General features: G+C 41.6%; 23 protein-coding genes and 1 tRNA gene. 5 read left to right on the forward strand and 19 right to left on the reverse strand.

Translation table 11 applies throughout. From position 1 onward, the window contains the following. Positions 1–28: 28 nt before the first annotated feature. A complete protein-coding gene (locus tag IX53_RS03915) occupies positions 29–745 on the forward strand; it encodes a pseudouridine synthase (protein ID WP_053001160.1) in 717 nt (238 codons plus the stop codon). 4 nt (positions 746–749) lie between these two features. On the opposite strand, the gene IX53_RS03920 is transcribed toward IX53_RS03915, so the two are convergent. From IX53_RS03920 to acpP, 5 genes are all read right to left on the reverse strand, one after another. Then, on the reverse strand, positions 750–2,357 hold the full coding sequence (locus IX53_RS03920) for a PEGA domain-containing protein (RefSeq protein ID WP_053001161.1): 1,608 nt from the start codon (positions 2,355–2,357) through the stop codon (positions 750–752). A 1-nt stretch (position 2,358) separates the two neighbouring features. Next, the gene (locus tag IX53_RS03925) at positions 2,359–3,921 is read right to left on the reverse strand and encodes a DUF5693 family protein (RefSeq protein WP_053001162.1); all 1,563 of its coding nucleotides are present in this window, start codon (positions 3,919–3,921) and stop codon (positions 2,359–2,361) included. Further along, a complete protein-coding gene (locus tag IX53_RS03930; protein WP_218916083.1) occupies positions 3,873–4,520 on the reverse strand; it encodes a hypothetical protein in 648 nt (215 codons plus the stop codon). The genes IX53_RS03925 and IX53_RS03930 overlap by 49 nt, the downstream gene beginning before the upstream one ends. 101 nt (positions 4,521–4,621) lie before the next feature. After that, on the reverse strand, positions 4,622–5,524 hold the full coding sequence (locus tag IX53_RS03935; protein WP_420811576.1) for an RluA family pseudouridine synthase: 903 nt from the start codon (positions 5,522–5,524) through the stop codon (positions 4,622–4,624). 47 nt (positions 5,525–5,571) lie between these two features. Beyond that, positions 5,572–5,829, reverse strand: coding sequence for an acyl carrier protein (acpP, locus tag IX53_RS03940; RefSeq protein WP_047754242.1), 258 nt, complete (start codon positions 5,827–5,829; stop codon positions 5,572–5,574). Positions 5,830–5,977: 148 nt separating this feature from the next. On the opposite strand from acpP, the gene IX53_RS03945 reads away from it, so the two are divergent. Genes IX53_RS03945 through IX53_RS03955 form a run of 3 tightly spaced genes read left to right on the forward strand, consistent with a single transcriptional unit; the run spans position 5,978 to position 10,211 of the window. Beyond that, complete coding sequence (locus tag IX53_RS03945; RefSeq protein ID WP_047754243.1) at positions 5,978–6,802, forward strand: purine-nucleoside phosphorylase; 825 nt, start codon at positions 5,978–5,980, stop codon at positions 6,800–6,802. Beyond that, entirely contained in the window at positions 6,799–7,773 is a 975-nt protein-coding gene (locus IX53_RS03950; protein WP_047754244.1) for a DHH family phosphoesterase, read from the forward strand. The genes IX53_RS03945 and IX53_RS03950 overlap by 4 nt, the downstream gene beginning before the upstream one ends. Beyond that, positions 7,770–10,211, forward strand: a complete 2,442-nt coding sequence (locus IX53_RS03955) for a vWA domain-containing protein (protein ID WP_047754245.1) — start codon at positions 7,770–7,772, stop codon at positions 10,209–10,211. The genes IX53_RS03950 and IX53_RS03955 overlap by 4 nt, the downstream gene beginning before the upstream one ends. Here IX53_RS03955 and IX53_RS03960 read toward each other — a convergent pair. From IX53_RS03960 to folE2, 5 genes are read right to left on the reverse strand one after another with little or no spacing between them, the layout of a single operon-like run. Continuing rightward, complete coding sequence (locus tag IX53_RS03960) at positions 10,201–10,833, reverse strand: site-2 protease family protein (RefSeq protein WP_047754246.1); 633 nt, start codon at positions 10,831–10,833, stop codon at positions 10,201–10,203. The genes IX53_RS03955 and IX53_RS03960 overlap by 11 nt on opposite strands. A gap of 3 nt (positions 10,834–10,836) precedes the next feature. Continuing rightward, positions 10,837–11,526, reverse strand: a complete 690-nt coding sequence (gene rsmI / locus IX53_RS03965) for a 16S rRNA (cytidine(1402)-2'-O)-methyltransferase (RefSeq protein WP_047754247.1) — start codon at positions 11,524–11,526, stop codon at positions 10,837–10,839. Further along, entirely contained in the window at positions 11,474–12,301 is an 828-nt protein-coding gene (locus IX53_RS10510) for a lipoate--protein ligase family protein (RefSeq protein ID WP_053001163.1), read from the reverse strand. The genes rsmI and IX53_RS10510 overlap by 53 nt, the downstream gene beginning before the upstream one ends. Further along, complete coding sequence (gene rsmG / locus IX53_RS03975) at positions 12,302–12,967, reverse strand: 16S rRNA (guanine(527)-N(7))-methyltransferase RsmG (RefSeq protein WP_047754248.1); 666 nt, start codon at positions 12,965–12,967, stop codon at positions 12,302–12,304. Beyond that, entirely contained in the window at positions 12,964–13,755 is a 792-nt protein-coding gene (gene folE2 / locus IX53_RS03980) for a GTP cyclohydrolase FolE2 (RefSeq protein ID WP_047754249.1), read from the reverse strand. Before folE2 ends, rsmG begins: the two co-directional genes overlap by 4 nt. 43 nt (positions 13,756–13,798) lie before the next feature. Between folE2 and IX53_RS03985 the strand changes: the two genes are divergently transcribed. After that, positions 13,799–13,887 (forward strand) — tRNA-Ser (locus IX53_RS03985). 22 nt (positions 13,888–13,909) lie between these two features. Here IX53_RS03985 and lepB read toward each other — a convergent pair. The 9 genes from lepB to IX53_RS04030 form a co-directional block, all read right to left on the reverse strand. After that, positions 13,910–14,764, reverse strand: a complete 855-nt coding sequence (gene lepB, locus IX53_RS03990) for a signal peptidase I (RefSeq protein ID WP_047754250.1) — start codon at positions 14,762–14,764, stop codon at positions 13,910–13,912. A gap of 6 nt (positions 14,765–14,770) precedes the next feature. Then, positions 14,771–15,118, reverse strand: a complete 348-nt coding sequence (gene rplS, locus IX53_RS03995) for a 50S ribosomal protein L19 (RefSeq protein ID WP_047754251.1) — start codon at positions 15,116–15,118, stop codon at positions 14,771–14,773. A 1-nt stretch (position 15,119) separates the two neighbouring features. Further along, positions 15,120–15,701, reverse strand: a complete 582-nt coding sequence (locus IX53_RS04000) for an RNA methyltransferase (protein WP_047755425.1) — start codon at positions 15,699–15,701, stop codon at positions 15,120–15,122. After that, the gene (trmD, locus tag IX53_RS04005; protein WP_047755426.1) at positions 15,691–16,434 is read right to left on the reverse strand and encodes a tRNA (guanosine(37)-N1)-methyltransferase TrmD; all 744 of its coding nucleotides are present in this window, start codon (positions 16,432–16,434) and stop codon (positions 15,691–15,693) included. The genes IX53_RS04000 and trmD overlap by 11 nt, the downstream gene beginning before the upstream one ends. A 5-nt stretch (positions 16,435–16,439) precedes the next feature. After that, on the reverse strand, positions 16,440–16,997 hold the full coding sequence (rimM, locus tag IX53_RS04010) for a ribosome maturation factor RimM (protein WP_047754252.1): 558 nt from the start codon (positions 16,995–16,997) through the stop codon (positions 16,440–16,442). Continuing rightward, positions 16,994–17,227 carry a KH domain-containing protein gene (locus IX53_RS04015; RefSeq protein WP_047754253.1) on the reverse strand — a complete coding sequence of 78 codons (234 nt, stop codon included), beginning with the start codon at positions 17,225–17,227 and terminating at the stop codon, positions 16,994–16,996. The genes rimM and IX53_RS04015 overlap by 4 nt, the downstream gene beginning before the upstream one ends. Next, the gene (gene rpsP / locus IX53_RS04020; RefSeq protein ID WP_047754254.1) at positions 17,227–17,517 is read right to left on the reverse strand and encodes a 30S ribosomal protein S16; all 291 of its coding nucleotides are present in this window, start codon (positions 17,515–17,517) and stop codon (positions 17,227–17,229) included. Before rpsP ends, IX53_RS04015 begins: the two co-directional genes overlap by 1 nt. Positions 17,518–17,547: 30 nt before the next feature. Then, a complete protein-coding gene (ffh, locus tag IX53_RS04025; protein WP_047754255.1) occupies positions 17,548–18,867 on the reverse strand; it encodes a signal recognition particle protein in 1,320 nt (439 codons plus the stop codon). Positions 18,868–19,038: 171 nt separating this feature from the next. Further along, a complete protein-coding gene (locus tag IX53_RS04030; RefSeq protein ID WP_047754256.1) occupies positions 19,039–19,611 on the reverse strand; it encodes a thymidine kinase in 573 nt (190 codons plus the stop codon). Positions 19,612–19,637: the final 26 nt, after the last annotated feature.

Genomic DNA, 19,637 nt, shown 5'->3' on the forward strand with positions numbered 1-19,637 from the left:
GTTAAAATTAACTAATGGAGGTTATGGAATGGTAGAGCGAATGAGACTTGATAAATTCATTTCAAGGTATGGTGGAATCAGCAGAAGAGAAAGCAAAAAGCTTATCAGGGCTGGAAAAGTAAAAGTTAATGACATCATTGTCAGGAATGATGATCTGAAAATCAGCGTCGGAGATAAGGTTTTTCTCGACGGTAAGGAGCTCCAACCATTTGGGTATGTTTACATAGTCCTATATAAACCAGTTGGATATGTATCTTCAAGGAGTTCAGTGGACGGTGAAAGCGTTTTTAAGTTTATTATGGCTCCCTTCAATAAAGAGCTCTCCATTGCTGGACGTCTAGACAAAGACGCTGAAGGAATGTTGTTGCTGAGTAATGATGGCGACTTTGTACATAGCGTCATCAGCCCTAAAAACAGGATTGAAAAAGAATACATTGTAAAAGTTAGAGACAGAATCGAAGAAAAGTTCATAAAAAAAATGAAAGAACCTGTTGTGTTAAAAGACGGAGAAATATTGAAAGCAGAACATGTAGAAAATATTGGAGATGATAGATTATTGATTGTCCTCACTGAAGGAAAATATCATGAAATAAAGAGAATGGTCAAAGCCTGTGGAAACGAGGTCATGAGGATAAAACGAATCAGAGTCGGTGGCTTTAGATTGCCAGACGAACTCCTGCCGGGTGAATGGCGAGAATTAAAGGGTTTTGAGATAAAAAAAATCACCGGGGTATCTCCCCGGTGATAGATTATTCTTCAATGGCCAGCAAGTTGAAACTCAATGTGTGTTTGCCTTCGTCAAAATATCTGACAAGATACACAAAATGATAACCTTCTTTTACGATCAGCACTTCATAATATCCTGGATCCAGATCAATGGTAACAGGACTTCTACCTATCTCATTTCCATTTATAAACACTCTTGCGTCTGGTGGATCAGTAGTTATTTCCAGTATCACCGGTTTCAATTTAGGTCTCAGTATGATGTTGAGATAATATTCTGAACCAGCGTTGATGATTAGTCTGTATTCTTGAGCTTCGTAACCTTCTTTTGTGGCTGTTATGTAATGTGTTCCGGCTTCGAGTTTCAAAACGCTAGGAGAAACGCCGTAAAACACGCCATCTACATATATATTCACGCGATCCTGGGTATAGTTCAGGTACACGATCCCTTCTCTTGGTTGTACCTTTACTAACTTAATGGCAATGCTTCCTGAGCCTGTGATGTTCTTTAGTATTGAGTAGTCCTGATATCCTTCTTTCTTGATCTCTATTCTGTGAACTCCTTTCGAAACCTTGACTTTGAGAGGAGTTCGGCCAACGTAATCACCATTGATGTATACTTCAGCATTTGAAGGATCCGAAGTGATAGTCAGTAGGTAGCCGAGAAACCTGAGTTTAACAAACTTATTGGTCTGACCGGTAATATTCAATGTTTCACTGTATCTCTCGTAGTCTTTCTTTTCAACCTCCAATTTATGAACGCCGGCAGGCAGTTTGATTGTGAGCGGCGTATACCCTTTGAATGTACCGTCAATGTATACTCCTGCGCCCGAGGGATCACTATCGATGTTGAGTGTGAATTGTTCCACTGCAGAGAGTGCAACGTTCAAATATGCTGTCGCACCGGCTCTTATGTTAACCAGTTTTGTGAGAAGAATGTAGCCCGGTTTGTAGAGGCTCACCAGATGCGTGCCACCAGCCAGTGAGACTCTCAAAGGACTTGTCCCGTAATAGCTTCCATCGATGTAAATTCTCGCACCAGAAGGAGTGGTGTTTACCGCAAGAGTGCCCATTGTTGGTCTGGCGTTCACATAAAAAAAAGTTTGAGCTACCGCGTATTCATTCTTTTCCACAAATGGTTTTACAAGCTTTTCTATGAAATTCTCGGCGAGATCTTCAAAGTAAGGGAAAGCTTCCTTCGAAAAATTTTTCGTTACACTCTTTAGAAAAGGAAGCTGTTGTTTTGAAGCGACGATTTGAAATATTTCCATGCCACTTTCACCAGAAACCAGGAGCCGGTAATTCAACTTTGTTGATTCAGTTGGTAAGGTATATTCTTTGTTCGCTTTGACGAAGTTGTTTGTATCATACTTATTCGGAAAGATCAGCTGGACCCGACCATCCGGCATGATGTCGTATATTGCCACGTAGGCATCAGCATTGGTTTTGAAGAAGACCTTTACTTCCTCACCACTTTTGTATAAAGAACCCGGATCTCTATCCAGCCATATCGAAACCTTAAATTCCTGAGGTGTCGGTACAATGATTACTTTGTTTAAGTCGTAACCCACCGCACCAAGCGAAATTATTGTGATCAAAACAAACATAAGAAAAACAATATTTCTTCTGTTCATCCTATCCCTCCTTTCCAGACGCACTTTCTACACTTTTAGACTCCCCTTTATCCGGTTCGTTCATCCCCGGTTCGGCTATGGGTTCCTGACCCCTTTTTTTGATCTTTTCAAAGAACTTGATCGTATAGAATGCGAGAATACCAATGATACTACCAAAAATAAAGCCATACACGCTCCTTAGGACAAGGGTCCACAATGGTGCGGTGGTGTGACAGAAGGTGTTTATTACCGATACGGTAGGGACACTACCAACCGAAGCCACTATCGCCCTTGAAATACCACTTTTAGTGTACACTCTGTATATACTCAAAATCAGAAACGGATAACCAATTATCTCTTTAAATCGTGGTCTTACAATGAGAATACTATCAAGAAAGTCTCTAAACCGCCTTTCAGCATCGAGTACAAAGGAGTAGTTTCCACTCCTTAAGAGATAGTAAACTCCGCCAAAGGCAAAGAGAGCCAAAAGAACATAGTCTCCTGTTGACAATTTTTTAACCGGTCTTCTAAGCAGCTCAAGAGCAAAAACCAGTACAGGGAGGACTATCAAGGAAATCTTTACTCCGCGGAAAAGAAGGATACCATTTTGGTAGGCGGGAGATACCATTTGTGCATTAATGGCCAGTCCCAGACCAAGGGAGGCTAAGAATAAAGTCACATATCCAACCCATGGCTTGAAAATTCCTCTTCTGATGTTTCTCATGATAAAGAAAAAGAGAGAAATCGAGCCAAAGATCGCGAGGTAAGTCAAAGAGAGGGTGTGTGAAAAAATAACTGTAACGATATAACCGATGGCCACGATGAGGTTCCAGCTCAGCAGAGAAAATAGTCCGGTGAAGAAACCAAACTTGCCTGAATCCGTCAGGGTGTAACGCGAGGAGTTAATGGTATTGCTGAATAGATTTTCTTCCTTGAGTCGTGAATACACGTTCTTTACAAGATCAATGTAGTCAAGAGATTCGGACTCTCCTTTCATGATCAGCAGAACATCCACGCTTCTCTCTCGAACTGCCCTTATATACCTCTGGACCGCAGGTTCCAGAGTGTAGTTTGGATATTCTTTGGGCTTTATGAAATGAACCCTGAACACGAGTTCCGGGTATTTCCGGGCTTTTAACACTTCTCTGACGTACATTCCCCTTTCATCAAATTCCATAAACCCGGTGAGAACACGATAATAATCCAGCATCCCAGCTAGTTCTTCTGGACTGAAATAAGAGGCTCCGGTTAAAATCATTATCCTGTGATTTTTAAAGAATTTTTTAAGTTGTTCAGGGTCTTTATATTTACTGAGGTCCAGTAGAATGATCTTCGATTCTGAGGGGTTACTTTCAGGGGTGTCAAGAATGAAACCATCAACACCATCGACAGGCTCCTCGAGTAAAATAGAAGCTTTGGAAATCGCTTTTTCAGCTCGATAGCGACCGGGAAAATAGAAGAGCAACAGAAGGGCCGATAACAGGAGGAAAATGATGAAGAATATTGGAAACCTTCTTGTGGCAGTAACAGACCTTTTTACAGGTCGTCTTCTGGAATTTTTGGATCGAATTTTAACTCCCGCCAACGCTTATCTCCCCTTCCCAAAACTAGGTATATAAAGATAACTACAATGAGTAGGAACGAAAAGTATGGAGTGAGCTCTGTCAGTCTCCATCTCATAACAACTTTATCAAATTCAGTCTTCAGAACCGCATCTAGAGAAGCCATTAAGTCCCCCGAATATCTGTATTTTTCCACACTTTCAACGACAAAGCTGCTAAAGTTATAACGTTTTGACAGATATTCAGCAAAGTTACCAATCGAATCATAAAAGAGCTCAAGCTCCTCAGATTGCGGATAATCGGTATCAAAAAATGTAAAATTAAAAAATATACATTTAAAAGATAAAATTCGAGCGCTACTAGAACCCATAAATTGCTCGAACCACATTGCTACTAATTCATGATACCACAATGGGATTTCTTCAGAACTTATATTGCTTTTCCTTAAAAGTTCGAAAAAGAATATATGTGCCATCTCATGGGCAAGGATAGTGCTGTTCAGTTCATCTTTCTTGATTATGATGTTGTAATAACCTGTATCGTTGTCTATCGAATGAGAGTGCTCTGCTCTTTCATCTACAACAAGGGAGTAAGAAGGGCTAACGTGTAATAAATTCTCCAATTCCTTATAAATGGTAGATATTTCTCCAGCGGTGAATTGTTTATCCGCATATGTGGATACAGAAAACAATAAGAGGCAGATAAAGAAAGTGACGAGCCTTTTCATGAGCTTTCCAGTGATCTCAATACCCGCTTCAGATCATCGGGCAGTTCCGAGACCACCTGAATTAATTCTCCTGTTTTTGGGTGTTTGAAGGACATTTTGTGACAGTGAAGAAAATATCTCCTGAGTCCGTGGTCTTTTTTGAACTTTCTATTGAAGTTCCTATCACCGTAAACATCGTCTCCTACCACCGGATGTCCTATAGAAGCACACTGCCTTCTAATTTGATGTTTTTTTCCTGTCATCAACTTGACCATTAATAGAGAACTATCACCAAAAGTTTTGTGAACTTCGTAGTAAAGTTCTTCGTTAACACCGTTTACCTGTTGTTTCAAATGTTCTTTTCTTTTTGAAGGTTTTCCTTTTACTAAGGTGAGGTAGTACTTGTCGATCTTACGTTCTCTGAAAAGAGTTGTTAATTTTCTGGCGTTATCGAGTTTTTTTGCCACAATCAGCACCCCCGAAGTATGCTTATCGAGGCGGTGGACGAGAAAAGGTTTGAACCCTTTGCGTTCTCCATATCCCATTAAACCTTCCATAAGCGTGATTATCTGTATTCCCTTTCCCGGATGCATAGATATACCTGGCGGCTTGTCGATTATCAACAGGTCGTCGTCTTCGTATAATATGTTGAAAGGGATGTTATAAGGAACGGGTTTTCTGGACTCCTTGAGTCTCAGCAGATATTCGATCTTTCCACTGTATTCAACTGTCACTCTGTCTCCAATCTCTATCTTATGGGCAGGATTCTTAATTTTCTTGCCGTTAACGCGGACACAACCTGTTCGGAGGAGTTTGTATATTGATGATAGTTTGAAGTCCTTCAATGTGTGTCTGAGAAATTTATCGATTCTGTTGTAATTGGAATTTTCATCCACGATATACACAGTTCTTTGAGGCAAAGGCATACCTCCAAAAAAGGGGGGAAGACCCCCCTCTGTTTTTTCATTTATTCCTCATCGTCAGCTCCAAGGACTTTGGCAACGTATTTCACCACGTCCTCCACAGTCTTAATGCCTTCCACATGCTCATCGTCTACCTTTATGCCGAACTCATCTTCGAAAGCCATTACCAGATCGACAAGATCGAGAGAATCGGCACCGAGATCTTCCGTAAGATCTGATGAGAGTTCGATATCATCGGCTTCAATTCCCAGCTTGTCAGAAATGATTTCTCTAACCTTTTCAAAGATTTCTTCGGGACTCATGCAGATCTCCTCCTTCCTGTAAATCCTTACAGTCTCACATATTATATTAGCGTCTGTGCTTAAAGTCAATGGACTTTGAGTATTGTACCACAGATTGTTATATAATCAATTAGTGAAAAATTCTTTTAAACATGCAGGAGGAGATCGAATGGTGGATTACAAGAAACTGGCCGATAAAATTCTGGCAAAGGCAATAATAAAACCTGAAATTGCGCTTATTTTAGGTTCCGGACTCGGATACATAACGGAACACTTTGAAAACGCTACTATTATTGAATACAAAAATATTGAAGGTCTTCCTCAAAGTACTGTTGAGGGACATAAGGGAAGGTTCGTAATAGGAAAATTTCAGGGCAGTTCCATTATTGCAATGGACGGGAGATTTCACTATTATGAAGGCCACCATATACGTGATATTGTGATGCCTATTTATATTTTCAAAGAAATGGACATAAAAAGACTCATTATCACAAATGCCGCTGGAGGTATAAATAGAAGCTTTCTCCCCGGAGACATTGTTGCCATTACCGATGTCATCAATCTTGCTTTCAAGAATCCTCTTATTGGCCCCAACAATGAAAAATACGGTACACGGTTTCCAGACATGTCATCAGTCATTGATCAAGAATGGCTTGATAAAGTGGAAAATGGGGCAACTGAAGCTGGAATTGAGTTAAAGCGAGGAACATATATCTGGGTTACTGGACCTTCTTATGAAACCCCTGCCGAAATAAAAGCATATGAGCTTCTTGGAGCTGATATGGTTGGCATGTCAACGGTACCTGAAATAATAGCTGCCTCACATTGTGGAATGAGAATACTGGCTTTCTCCTGTATTACTAATATGGCATCCGGTATTCTCGACAAGAAACTTGACCATCAGGAAGTAGTTATAACTGCGCAGAGGGTACGGTCAAAATTCAGAAGAATTGTAAATATAGCTCTCGAAGCACAAAAGGGGGAACATGTGTGAGAAGTGTAAACGCTCTTATTTCTGAAATAAATCAGGCTGAGAAAATACTCGTTTGCGGACATATCATGCCTGATGGTGACTGTATATCTTCTGTTCTTTCGCTGTACATGGGCCTAAGATCTCTGAGAAAAAGGGTTATTCCTGCTGTTGACTGGAAAATATCGATGGAGTATTATAATTTTCCCCATACCGGAGAAATAGTCCGTTATTCTAGAAATTTTGAACTTCCCGACCTTATGATCGTGGTCGATTCTTCGTCTCCAGACAGGATCGGCGGATTTCAGGAACTGCTTAAAGCTGGCGTGAGGACTGCGGTGATTGATCATCACAAAACGAACACTTATTTTGGTAATGTTAACTGGGTATCTCCAGGATATTCCAGTACAGCACAGATGGTTTTCAGGCTCCTTCAAATAATGGATGTCAGCTTTGACCAAGAACTCGCCCTTCTGAACTATATAGGAATTGCTACCGATACTGGTTTTTTCAGATATACCAACGTCGACTCATCGGTGTTTGAAGATGCTGCTTGTTTGGTAAAATATGGAGCAGATCCGGCATTTGTTGCACGCGTAATACTAGAAAACAGAAAACTTGAAGAATTCTACCTAGAGCGGGATGCCCTGGAAAATCTCGAAGTGAGATGTTCAGGAAAATTTGCATATTCTTATCTGGAAAAAGAGAACTTTGAAAAGTATGGTTTAAGCGAGGAAGAATTTTCTGGGTTTGTTTCAGAATTGCGTTCAATAGCTTCAGTTGAAGTTGCTATGTTTGCTTCAGAAAGCAAAAAGGGAGAAGCTCATGTGAGCCTGCGCTCGAAGAGATATTTTGATGTAAGCGAAGTAGCGAAGGCATTTGGTGGTGGAGGACACGAAAGAGCAGCAGGATTTACGCTCACTTATGATGGGGTATTGCCAGAAGCCCTTGAGGAAGTGACAAGATTCATAATAGAAAGACTGGAGGAGAAATGAAGAGAATCCTTTTAGTTTTTCTGCTTTTGTTGACCATTGAGGTTATCTTTGCAGATGAAATGAATACATTTGGATTCGATATAACGGACTATCCGTCGATAAAAGCTGTGGTACGGCGTAGCGGTGCCAGGATATCTATGCTTGAAGTGAATGGTTTGAAAAGAAATTTTGAAGTATCACCTATAAATCTTGGCACAAAGGTTGTAATTTCTTTCCTTGTACAGGAGGGTACAGATATATCTAAGGTGATTTCTGTTGATGCTTTGAAGGCTTTTAGCGACGCTTTTTCTATCCGTCCCCTTTTCAATCTCTGGTCTTTCGGCGAGGAGATAAAATTGGAAGTTCCGGAATGTAACCTGGATTTTTTTGAGAGGAACCTTTCACAAAAAACCTCGGTCAATACCCCGGGTTTACAACGTTTAACTGATGCTATTGGTTTTGTAGGGGCCAGTTTGAAAGAGAAAGGCGATGTGAGGTTTTTGATTGTGTTGAGTGATGGCAGGGATTATGGCAGTAAGTTGGATTACTGGGAAACTGCCGGAATTCTCATTGAAAGTGGCGTGATCCCTCTGTTTTTAGGAAATTGGGTGGATAACACAGCTCCTATAAAAATATTGCAGAATATCAAATATGGCGGATTCTACACTGTTCAACAACAGGATCTAGCGGAAATGGTAGATGAACTATTGACAGAGATCTCAACGGCTAGCCTCATGAAGTTCCAGGGGTTGGGAGATTTCAAAGAGAGCGATATAGCGATAGAATTTGATAGTGGCGAGAAAGAGGCGTTTCAGATCACTGTCCCGCCATGGAATGTGAGATGGTTCTTAAGTCGAAGTCCCATTAACGATGGAGGAGTGGAAATTTCCTTTGATGTAGCTGGCGAACTCGTCAGCAGACAAACATTATTGAACCTAAAAAAAATTGGTCCGAAGAAAGAGTTGGTCTTTTCACAAAACATCGAATATTCACCGGGAAAAGTCTTTTTTGACTCTGACCGACTCGATGCTGGAAGCTGGCTTTATGTGGTCTCCTCGCATAACAATTACAGACTTGTTTCTGGGATAACTATTTTTTCTCAGCCACCAGCTCCTAAACTTTCTATGGATATTCCTCCGTTGACGAACAAACGAAATTATTACCTCGATTTTGAATACCAGGGAGGTATACTTCTCGACTCTATAACTGTTGGTAATAGAACCATTAAGATGAACTCACCGCATTTGAAGATACCCATTGAACTCAAGAAAGGGTACAACAAGATTGATATCCAATACAACGATATTTTCGGACGCACTTTTCACCCTGCACCGTACTCAATCTTCCTTGACGATTCTCCGCCTCTGTTATCTCTAGCAGATGTACCACAGTACACATCTTCGGAGGAGATCACATTGAAGGGTAGAGTTTCGGATAACGTGGGTTTGCAAAGCCTTAAATTTGGTGATGATATCTTTTACCTTGATGGAAAGGAAGATTACAATTTCAGTTTACCTGCGACTCTTTCGAGTGGAGAGAATGTTTTGAAGATCAGAGCTGAGGATCTGGCTGGAAACGTTACGTTGAACGAACTGGTTATAACAGGGGATTTCACACCTCCCGAAATCCACCAAATCCATTATCAACAAATAACACGCAATGATGAAGTTCTGCTTTATGTCGATATGGAAGATAACACCGGAATAGCTAGCCTGAAGATCGATGGCAAAGGCTATGACCCATCGACAAATGTCTTTCCAGCTTATTTAAAAAAAGAAGGCAGGAACGAGATAAGGGTAGAAGTAGTAGATGTCGCTGGAAACCTTACCACGAAAACGATCGATATTATTCGAGACATATCCCCCCCAGAGATTATCCTTCCCGATAAACTCATAGTCAAGGCTAAAAAAGTGGATTCCAGTTTCGAGGTTCGTGACGATAACGGTGTGGCAGAGGTTACTTTGAATGGGAAGTTATTGACCGAAAGTGAAGGTAAATATGTTTTTTCCATCACTCTGGAACCCGGTGCAGTAAAAATAGTTAAAGTAGAGGCCGTTGATAGAGCCGGCAATGTGGCGGAAAAAGAGATCGAAGTGATCTATGACATAAAGCCTGCTGAAGTACAGGTTAGGCCAGGGCTTTCCATAACCAGAAAAGTACTTTTTAGGGATGATTTTGGTTTAAGAAGACTTTATATCAATGGACAAATACTGGAGTTCTCCGGTGAGAAAGAGGCTCTTGTTGATGTACCGCTCCCAATAAGCCAGAGAAAAATTCTTGTGAAAGTGGAGGATATAGGTGGTAATGTGTACGAGACATTGATTTCCGCATATCCCTGGTATCTTTCTCCCATTCTTCTTCTTTTGCTCCTCTGTATTTTCTTCTTCTGGTTAGGGGTAAGAGTCGGTGTGCGGTACATTGTGGCGAGACATCAGAAACAGCATAGAGTCAAACTATGAGTCCTGTTATGAACTCAACCAGCTTGCTTACTGGCCACATGATCAACTGAATTATTCCAAGAATGGACAGTACAACGAGAGAGAGGAGACCATAAATCTCGTACTTCGCCAACCAGTCTACTTGATCATCTGGTGTAACAATTTCTATAATCCTTGAGCCATCTAAAGGTGGAAAAGGTAGCAGGTTGAAAAGAAAAGTTTTGAGATTTACAATCATAGTCCAGTATAGGATGTCAGAGATGTAAGAGAGCAGAAAACTCCTTTCGTATTCAGAGAAATCCAGCTGTGTGGAATATCGATAGACTCCCGTGTATTTAAAGAGCAATGCTGCTAGTACCCCGACGACGAAGTTCATAAATGGACCACTTATAATAACGAAGATTGCTTTGAATATCCCACTTTTCTTCAATTTCCAATAGTTAATTGGATACGGTCTGGACCAGCCGAATTGAAATATGTAATACATAAGAAGCCCAAAAGGGTCCACCCGTCCTATGAGTGAAAAATCATTCTTTGTTTTCGTCAACATCTTGAAAAGTTTTGCATGAGCTAACTCATGAAGATATATAGCTATAATGATCGCTGGGGTCAAAGCCAGAAAATTCCTGAGTACCTGAATCATCTTCTACCACCCCGAAATGACCACGGTTATTTCTCCCCTAATCTGCTCTGGTAAACTATCTAAGACTTCGCTTACCTTTCCCCGGCGGAGTTCCTGATGGAGTTTTGTTAACTCACGAGCTATAAAACATTCCCTGTCTCCAACGATTTCCAACCAATCTTGCAATGAGTCCTTAAGGCGTTGTGGGGACTCGAAGAAGACAACAAGAGCACTGTCGTATAATCCATCAGCGATCTTTCTGAATAGCCGTCTCCTATTCTTGCCTCTTGGTAAGAAACCGAAAAAAACAAAATGCGAACCAGGAAAACCACTGAGAGCGACAGCAGAAGTAACGGCACTCGGTCCGGGAACCAGATCGACTTCGATTCTCTGCTCCTGGCATTTCGATATCAGCTTGCTTCCGGGATCAGAAACGACCGGTGTTCCGGCATCGCTCACCAGGGCTATATCCTTTCCTTCCTCAAGAATGGAAAGAGCTAGGGGTACCCTGCGATCCTGGTTCTGAGTGTTGAACGAAATCAATCTCTTTCCTTCGATCTCCAGGCTTTTCAGCAGATTCCTCGTTCTTCGTGTGTCTTCAGCCAGAATGACAGAAACTTCCTTAAGAACCCTAACAGCTCTGAAGGTTATATCTTCGAGGTTACCTATTGGAGTTGAAACGACCCAGAGTTTTCCTTTCAAAGTTCCATTCATAGGAGTCAAACATCCTTTCATATTCATCGAGTCTTTCAAGAAAATCGTTTCCAAGCTCTTTATAACTGACATATTCTGCTTTATCTTCGAAAACCAGAGAAAAAGCCTTTATGAGGCTATCCACAAGTTTCTGTAACTCGACTCTATCACCGGAATAATCTTCCAATCCTATCATACCCTGTTTTGTCTTCTCGAAGGTATTTTCATAATCTGAAAGCCCTGAAAAGCAATTTAGATACTCTTTGGGCATTGCTTTTAAAAGAATTGAACCGTGTTGTAAAATAGAGCCACGTCTTCGGGTCTGAGCGCTACCGATAAGCTTTCTTCCAGAGATTACCAGTTCGTTGACCGAAGGAACTTGAAAGCAGACGTGTGAAATCTTTGAAGCTCTTCTATCATTTATCTCTACAGGAAATCCCAGATCATTCAGTCCTTTCTTCAGAGCTGTGGATATTTTCAGGTAAGAAGCTATCACATTGCGGGGTAACCTCTTATCACTGTTCTTCGCCACGACTGCATACGTAAGTTCTTTCCAGTGAAGCACTGCCATTCCCCCGGTGGGACGCCTAACGAGATCAAAACCCATTCTCTTCAAGTAGTCGGTGTTGATGACGGATGGATCCTGGTTTCTCCCGAGTGAAAGACAGGGGGGATTCCATCTATAAAAGCGTAATATGAGAATCTCTTCTTCTTGATTTGCTACCCAATCCGCAAGGGCTGTGTCAATGGCCATATTCAAAGCCCCACGTCTGTAGCCGTCAACGAACACCTTCATTCAGTTACCTCCTAACGGTCTTTTTAATGCTAAACCGACTCTTCTTGGGTATTTCACTGGAGTTTCTTTGATTTTTTTATAGATGATCAGATTTCGATTTGAACCGTCTTCGAGCTGGTACCTTATTGTCTGTTCAAAACTGAGCCCCAGCAATTCAGCGGCAATATCGGCAAAACTTTTCTCATTCTGCCAGCTGGGTCCTTTGTATAGATAAACCTTTCCGTTCATCCTGAGTAAGGGAGCAGCGTATTCGAGACATATATCTGCCCGTGTAACCGCTCTAAGAAAAGCTCCATCGTAGCCACATTTGCAAGTTTTTGCGTGTTCCTCAACCCTCTGGTGTAGCACTCTCACATTGGTAAGCCCCAGCTCATTAACAAATCTCTCTACTTCTTGTACTTTCTTCCGAACCGAATCAAGAAGTGTCCATCGACTATCAGGAAAAAGGATGGCACACAATACCCCCGGTACCCCTCCACCGGTACCTATATCGATAAAATCACCTTCCAAAAGAATATTACTGAGAGGAAGAGCCACATCCAGAAAATGCTTCTGATAAGCTTCTGATAAATCCTTAATGGCTGTTAAGTTGTGTTTTGAAGAGATGAGCAGTCTCAAGTATTTTTCGATTTTTTCTTTTTTATCAGTGGTGAGTATGAGGTTCATATTCCCCTCTTCTCTATACATGCGTAAGCTTCATGATTGTGAATGGACTCTTGACTGGCTACCTCGACCCTGTACCAGGTTATTCTTGGGTCCTTCTCAAGTCGTAGCACGATCTCTCGTGAGAGATCTTCGACGAATCTGGGATTGTCATACGAAAGCTCCGTTATGAATTTTTCGTCCTCCCTCTTGAGAAGGCTGAAGATCGGTGCACTTGCTGAAGTTTCAGCAATTTCTATGATCTCTTCTATCCACACTAGAGAATTCATTCTTATCCTTACCTTGGCGTTCGCCCTCTGATTGTGAGCACCCCTGTCACTTATCTCTTTTGAGCAAGGACAGACGGTCATGACAGGAACATTGACCTCAAGAATGAAATCAAAACCTTCATTCAACCGTGTTATGAAGCCACATTCAAAAGAGCTATAACTCGAGATTCCGCTGACAGGTGCGCTTTTTCTGAGGAAATATGGAAAAAAAACGTTTATATGTGCAACATCAGCCTTTAGAAATTCTCGCATGTCTTTCAGAATACTTTCCATATTTCTCGGAGTGATTCGGTTGTTGTGCCTATCAAGAACCTCAACAAAGCGGGACATGTGGGTTCCCCTGAAATCTCTCGGTAAATCCACGAAGAGGTCGAAAGTCCCAACGGTTCTTTGCCTGCCATTAGCTCTATCCAGTACGACAATAGGGTATTTTAGCCCCCTTATTCCCACCATGTCTATGGGTACATTTCTTTCGTCCCTTTCATTCTGAACGTCTCTCAAAAAAGCTTTTTCGTTTTTCATGACCTCTTGAAACCCTCCAGTGTTCGGGTTATAATTGCATCGTGGAGGCGTATCCTAATTGGCTAAGGAGCCGGTCTTGAAAACCGGTGGGGTGAAGGCCCCGTGTGGGTTCGAGTCCCACCGCCTCCGCCAAAAAACCGGGGTAATACCCCGGTTATTCTTTTTCTTTCAAAGGTCCGAACCGCGAAAGTTCCCAGATTCTCAACATCGGTTGTCCTACGATGTTTTCACGGGGTACGAATCCAAAGAATCTGCTGTCGAAGCTGTTTTTAGTATTGTCTCCCATGAAGAAATAGAACCCTTCAGGAATTGTGATCTTCACCGTTTTTGTTTTTGGATCCTGCCAGATGTATTTCCTCAAATCAAGTGGGTTGAGAGTACTGTCGTAATAGCTTGCATAATCCAAATAACGCTGGTAATAGCGGAAAAACTCATTGTAAATAGAATAAACTTTATCCGGATGGGCTAACCCGAGATAAAAGTCTTTATCCGCAAAAATAGCTTCTCTGGAATACCTTCTGTTTTCAAACTCTGGCAAGACCTTTCCATTTACGTAGAGCTGATAATGGGGTTGACTGTCGTGGGGCATCGAAAGAAGTTCTTCTTCTATACCCTTGTATTCAGGGGCCACTCTGAGTTCGATGGTGTCCCCTGGCTTTCCGACGAGTCTTTTCACATATTTGACGTGCCCTTTAAACTCTTTTGGTGAAAATAGGTCCATGAACTTATCGAAAGGGCCGAGCATTTCTAAAGCAGATTTATCCACGAAGGGGGCCCAGAAAACAACGATGTCACCGTAATCCGGCTCTTTGAACTGGTATGTCACTTTTTCAACGAAAAGACGGTCCCCCGGATCGATGGTAGGGACCATCGATTCCGTGGGAACCATCATGGTTTCAAACATAAAGAGCCTTATTATTGTTCCAAAAATCACAGCATACGCGAGGGCCTTACCCCACTCCTTCAGTTCGTGGACAACTTTCGATTCTTTACCAGAGGCCCCGGCCATCGAGCCTCAGTCCCTTCTTTGCTTTATTCTGATCTTTCCTCTGATATCTCTGATGTAGTACAGCTTTGCCCTTCTGACTTTGCCTTTTCTCAGGACTGTGATTTTCTCAACAGCTGAACTGAAGAATGGAAAGATCCTTTCAACACCAACACCCGCTGCGCCCACTCTTCTGACGGTGAAGGTCTTGTTGACACCGCCGCCTCTGATCTTGATGACCACACCTTCAAAGGCCTGAGTTCTCTCTTTGTTACCTTCCTTGACCTTTACGTAGACCCTTACGGTGTCCCCTGGTCTTATCTCAGGAAGGTCTTTTTTTGTGAATTCACTTTCGATAGCTCTGATGTACTGATCCATTTCAATCCCTCCTAACTTCTATATCCTCACCAATGATTCTATCTAGTATGATTGCCACTGCTGCCCTCACTGAAAGATGGTTGAAACTTGCATTACCTCTTATTGGTTCGAGGACGTAGTGGCATAGATCCAGTACTTCCTTTGGTAGCCCCCAGCTTGTTCCGAAAAGAATAAGATGCGGATCCTCGGATTTCTTTATGATTTTCGATATCTCGGAATAAGAAATCCTGTCTGGCCCGTTTTTTGCGGAAGTGTAGATGAGTCGGGGGGCCTTACCCTCTATTTTTTTGATTTCTTCAATTGCATCCTCGATATACATAGCTGTCTTTACAACGGTTAAAGCTTCACTTCTGCTTGGATTATACTCTTTACCAAAATCTTTCAGCCAGTATTCGAGGACATTGCCAACGATTTCCCTTTGTGCGGGTAGATTAGACACAACATAATATCCCTTTATATTGTATGTTCTGCATGTTCTGGCAATATCATGGACATCGAGATTAGTGACCGCACTTGAGACAATTTTTCCATCCCGGCCCAGCACAGGATAGTGGATTAAAGCAACATATATGTTATTCAACACCATCCATCAACTCCCTGAAAAGGCTAAGAAGGGCTTTTTTATCCATTTTGTCGAACTCATGCTTTAAAAACAGATCGGGCCTTCTTAGCATTGTTCTTTTTATGCTTTCCTTTCGACGAAAGAGTTCAATTTCCTCATGGTTTCCATTCAAAAGAACCTCAGGTACTTTCATTCCATCAACTTCTCTGGGCCTCGTATAATGTGGATAATCCAGAAGATCGTTGAAAAAAGAATCCTTTTCTACGGATTCTATGTCGCCAATAACCCCCGGCACGAACCTCAGAATACTTTCTATCATCACCATAGCCGGAAGCTCTCCACCACTGAGGACAAAATCGCCGATAGAGAGTTCTTCATCAACGATACTGGTGATTCTTTCATCTATTCCCTCATACCGACCACAGAGAAAGAGTAAGTTGTCCTTTTTCGCTAGTTCCAGAGCCTTTTCATTGTTAAAGACGTTTCCCTGAGGTGATGTCAGGATAACGTGCGGCTTTCCTTCAGAATCTCTGAGTTTTTCGTAAGCTTTCAAAAAAGGTTCGACCTTCATCACTAACCCGCTGCCGCCACCATATGGGTAATCGTCAGTGGTTCGATGTCTGTCTGTGGTGAAATCCCTCAGATTAACGGCTACAAAATCAACTTTGTTTTCCTTTATGGCTCTGGAAATGACGCCATATTGACTTAAAATTGAAAACATTTCGGGAAATATAGTAAGCACCCTTATTTTCATTTTTATCACTCATTCTCTTTCTCGTATTGAGGGATCAGAGCAACAATGCGTCCGTTTTCAAGATCCAGTTCCATTACGTAGTCCTTGATCACAGGTATCAACGCTTCGAAAATCGTTAAATCTGGAAGCTGGCGTCTCACAACAAGGACGTCATTGGCCCCGGTTTCAATGATGTCGGCTACCTTTCCGATGTACTCACCTTCCGGTGAAAAGACCTCGGCTTCCAGTACTTGAAAATAATAGTATTCATCGTCTTTAAGAGGAGGAAGCTTCTTTTTGGAAACGTAAAGGTGAAACCCCCTCACTCTTTCGGCTAGTTCTATACTGTTGAACCCTTCTAGGGAGAGTATGTAGCCTGAACCGGCTTTCCTAAAGTCCATTACTTTAGAGGCCACATATTTTCCACTACTTTCTTCGAAAAGCACGACACTATCGCCTACATTTAGGATTTTATTTAAATTCGTAGTCAGTTTGAATTTCACTTCTCCACGTAAGCCGTGAGGTTTAACCACTCGGCCTACAGGAACCATCGAAGTGATTATCTCCCTGATATTGCTGGTCATCTAATCACCTTTAAGGTGAAGTTTGATCTGTCCGGACCGGCTATGGCGTTCAACAACACGTTTATAGATTTAATCGTCCTACCATCTTTTCCAATGATCTGCCCAATATCCTCTTCCGAGGCTCTTATTTCAAAGACCTTGCTACCGTTTTCATCAGTGGTTTCTGTTACTGAAAGTGAATCAGGATCTTTCACGATCCCTTTAAGGATGTGCTCAAGAAGCTCCTTCATTACTCCGTCGCTTCTCCTTCTTTTTTACTGTTTTTGATTTCGTGCACTTTTTTCATCACACCAAATTTTGAGAGGATTGATCTGGCTGTGTCTGTTGGCTGGGCACCTTTGAGGATCCACTCCACTGCCTTTTCAACGTTCACATTCATAATTGCAGGATCTTTCAACGGATCATAGAACCCAAGCGAATCAATATAAGCGCCGTCTCTTCTCTTCCTTGAATCGACAACAACGATCCTGTAAAACGGCCTGTTCCTTCTACCCATTCTTGTCAAGCGAATCTTGACCATCTTCAAAAACACCTCCTAAAATTTATTGAATTAAAATGGCAAACCTTTGAATAACTTTGAAAACTTCGATTTTTTTGAGTTGATTGCTTTCATCATGGCTCGCATCTGGTCATAAGATTTCAATACCTTATTGACCTCGGTGAGGTTTGTACCACTACCCTTTGCGATGCGGAGTTTTCTGCTATAGTTTATGATTTTTGGGTTTCTGCGTTCTTCTTTCGTCATAGAACTTATTATCGCTTCGGTTTGTTTTAGGTTCTTTTCCCCCGAAGAAAGATCAACATCTTTCGGTACACCGGGAATCATTTCCATGAGTTCAGCGATGGGTCCCATTTTCTTTATTTCGCGTAGCTGTTCAAGAAAGTCTTCAAGGTCAAATCTATTCTTTGCGAACTTCTCTTCCAGTTTTTTAGCTTTTTCCATGTCAACGTTTTGCTGGATTTTATCGATAAGGCTGAGGACGTCACCCATTCCTAGTATTCTTCCAACTACACGATCGGGATGGAAAGGTTCGATACCATCAATTTTTTCAGAAACACCTATGAACTTTACTGGTTTTCCTGTCACGTGACGTATCGAAAGAATAACACCACCACGAGCATCACCGTCAAGCTTTGTAATCACGAAACCAGTAAGTTCGAGTGTTTCGTTGAAAACCTTTGCCGAATTTACGGCATCCTGACCTGTCATGGCATCGACTACCATGAGGATTTCATCGGGATTCAGGATCTTGGCTATTTCTTTTAGCTCTTCCATCATTTTATCGTCAATATGGAGGCGACCGGCCGTATCGAAAATGACCACATCGTGGACATTTTTTATAGCCTCTGCCATAGCTTCGCTCGCTATTCTTATAGGATTCTTTCTATCACCAACGAAAACAGGAACATCTATTTGCTTGCCAAGTTGTATCAACTGATCTATGGCAGCAGGACGATATACATCTGCCGCGACAAGTAGGGGCTTTTTACCCTCTTTTTTGAATTTTGCGGCGAGTTTTGCAGAACTGGTAGTCTTACCGCTTCCTTGAAGGCCAACCATCATGATTTTCGCTGGCTTTGAAGAAAGAGAAAGTCCCACGTTTTTCTCGCCAAGAACTTTTACGAGCTCATCTCTAACAATTTTTATGAATTGCTGATCGGGGGTGAGGCTACTCAGAACATCTTCTCCGAGGGCTTTTTCCTGCACGGCTTTTATGAATTCTCTAACGACCTTGAAATTAACATCAGCTTCAAGCAATGAGAGTTTTACCTGTCTTACTGCTTCCTTTATATTCTTTTCCGATATTCTTCCTTTTCCGCTCAGGGATTTGAAAACCCTGTTTAGCTTTTCTTGTAAATTTTCAAACACAAAAAACACCTCCGGTATATCCTGATGGATATCCCTTTTTGTTAATTAACTTATCTCAGCAAATTATCACCCATGAGTGTTAACATGATGTTTCTGCTATAGTGCCTATATACTTAATTAATTGCCAATTCAGTGTGACTATTTAACGATATTGTATCGTTTTATAAATATTTATTGCTTGAATTTCCCCGTTAATTTTGAGTAGCAGTCTCTGCAAACGGCGATATACTTCTCCATACCACCCACATCGATTTCGCTATCTGTCTCCTCTACTTTTCTGTAAGAAACTACGGCTTTGTATTCGCCACATATATGGCACACTGCCTTTTTCTTTATCACTTCATCAGCAATTCCCATTATTTGTGCTGTTGTAATAAAAGGACGATGTTTATAGCTCATATCAAGCCCTACACAAAATACGTTGACACCCGAATAAATTATTTTTTCAATTACCTGAATGATGTCAGCCTCAAAAAAATGGATTTCATCGATGAACACTGCATCGAGAGATCCCTGTTTTTCTTTGAAGATTTCAAAGAGCTCAATAGAGTCGGAAACTCTTATTGCTGGAGCTTTCAAGCCCGTATGGCTAACAATATGTTCTTCGGAATACCTGACATCTATGGCTGGCTTAAAGACAAGGTAGTTCTTCTTCCCCAAAGTATATATTTCTATTAGCGAAAGGAGTTCAGAGGTCTTCCCAGAATACATCGGCCCCACAATAACAGTAAGTTTCCCCGTCATAAGACACCTCCATGTTTAACATATTA

Origin of the sequence: Kosmotoga pacifica (assembly GCF_001027025.1) — a bacterium.
Classification (GTDB): domain Bacteria; phylum Thermotogota; class Thermotogae; order Petrotogales; family Kosmotogaceae; genus Kosmotoga_B; species Kosmotoga_B pacifica.

What these genes read in the sequence shown, in the direction of transcription:
- IX53_RS04015 (WP_047754253.1), bottom strand. Translation starts at nt 17,227, where the DNA reads ATGAAGGAGCTTCTTGAGCACATCCTTAAAGGGATCGTGAAAGATCCT.
- IX53_RS03920 (WP_053001161.1), bottom strand. Translation starts at nt 2,357, where the DNA reads ATGAACAGAAGAAATATTGTTTTTCTTATGTTTGTTTTGATCACAATA.
- lepB (WP_047754250.1), bottom strand. Translation starts at nt 14,764, where the DNA reads ATGGCCGGGGCCTCTGGTAAAGAATCGAAAGTTGTCCACGAACTGAAG.
- IX53_RS03945 (WP_047754243.1), top strand. Translation starts at nt 5,978, where the DNA reads ATGGTGGATTACAAGAAACTGGCCGATAAAATTCTGGCAAAGGCAATA.
- IX53_RS04030 (WP_047754256.1), bottom strand. Translation starts at nt 19,611, where the DNA reads ATGACGGGGAAACTTACTGTTATTGTGGGGCCGATGTATTCTGGGAAG.
- rsmI (WP_047754247.1), bottom strand. Translation starts at nt 11,526, where the DNA reads ATGAATGGAACTTTGAAAGGAAAACTCTGGGTCGTTTCAACTCCAATA.
- IX53_RS03960 (WP_047754246.1), bottom strand. Translation starts at nt 10,833, where the DNA reads ATGATTCAGGTACTCAGGAATTTTCTGGCTTTGACCCCAGCGATCATT.
- acpP (WP_047754242.1), bottom strand. Translation starts at nt 5,829, where the DNA reads ATGAGTCCCGAAGAAATCTTTGAAAAGGTTAGAGAAATCATTTCTGAC.
- IX53_RS10510 (WP_053001163.1), bottom strand. Translation starts at nt 12,301, where the DNA reads ATGAAGGTGTTCGTTGACGGCTACAGACGTGGGGCTTTGAATATGGCC.
- IX53_RS03915 (WP_053001160.1), top strand. Translation starts at nt 29, where the DNA reads ATGGTAGAGCGAATGAGACTTGATAAATTCATTTCAAGGTATGGTGGA.
- trmD (WP_047755426.1), bottom strand. Translation starts at nt 16,434, where the DNA reads ATGAAAATAAGGGTGCTTACTATATTTCCCGAAATGTTTTCAATTTTA.
- IX53_RS03955 (WP_047754245.1), top strand. Translation starts at nt 7,770, where the DNA reads ATGAAGAGAATCCTTTTAGTTTTTCTGCTTTTGTTGACCATTGAGGTT.
- rsmG (WP_047754248.1), bottom strand. Translation starts at nt 12,967, where the DNA reads ATGAACCTCATACTCACCACTGATAAAAAAGAAAAAATCGAAAAATAC.
- rpsP (WP_047754254.1), bottom strand. Translation starts at nt 17,517, where the DNA reads ATGGTCAAGATTCGCTTGACAAGAATGGGTAGAAGGAACAGGCCGTTT.
- folE2 (WP_047754249.1), bottom strand. Translation starts at nt 13,755, where the DNA reads ATGAAAAACGAAAAAGCTTTTTTGAGAGACGTTCAGAATGAAAGGGAC.
- rplS (WP_047754251.1), bottom strand. Translation starts at nt 15,118, where the DNA reads ATGGATCAGTACATCAGAGCTATCGAAAGTGAATTCACAAAAAAAGAC.
- rimM (WP_047754252.1), bottom strand. Translation starts at nt 16,997, where the DNA reads ATGACCAGCAATATCAGGGAGATAATCACTTCGATGGTTCCTGTAGGC.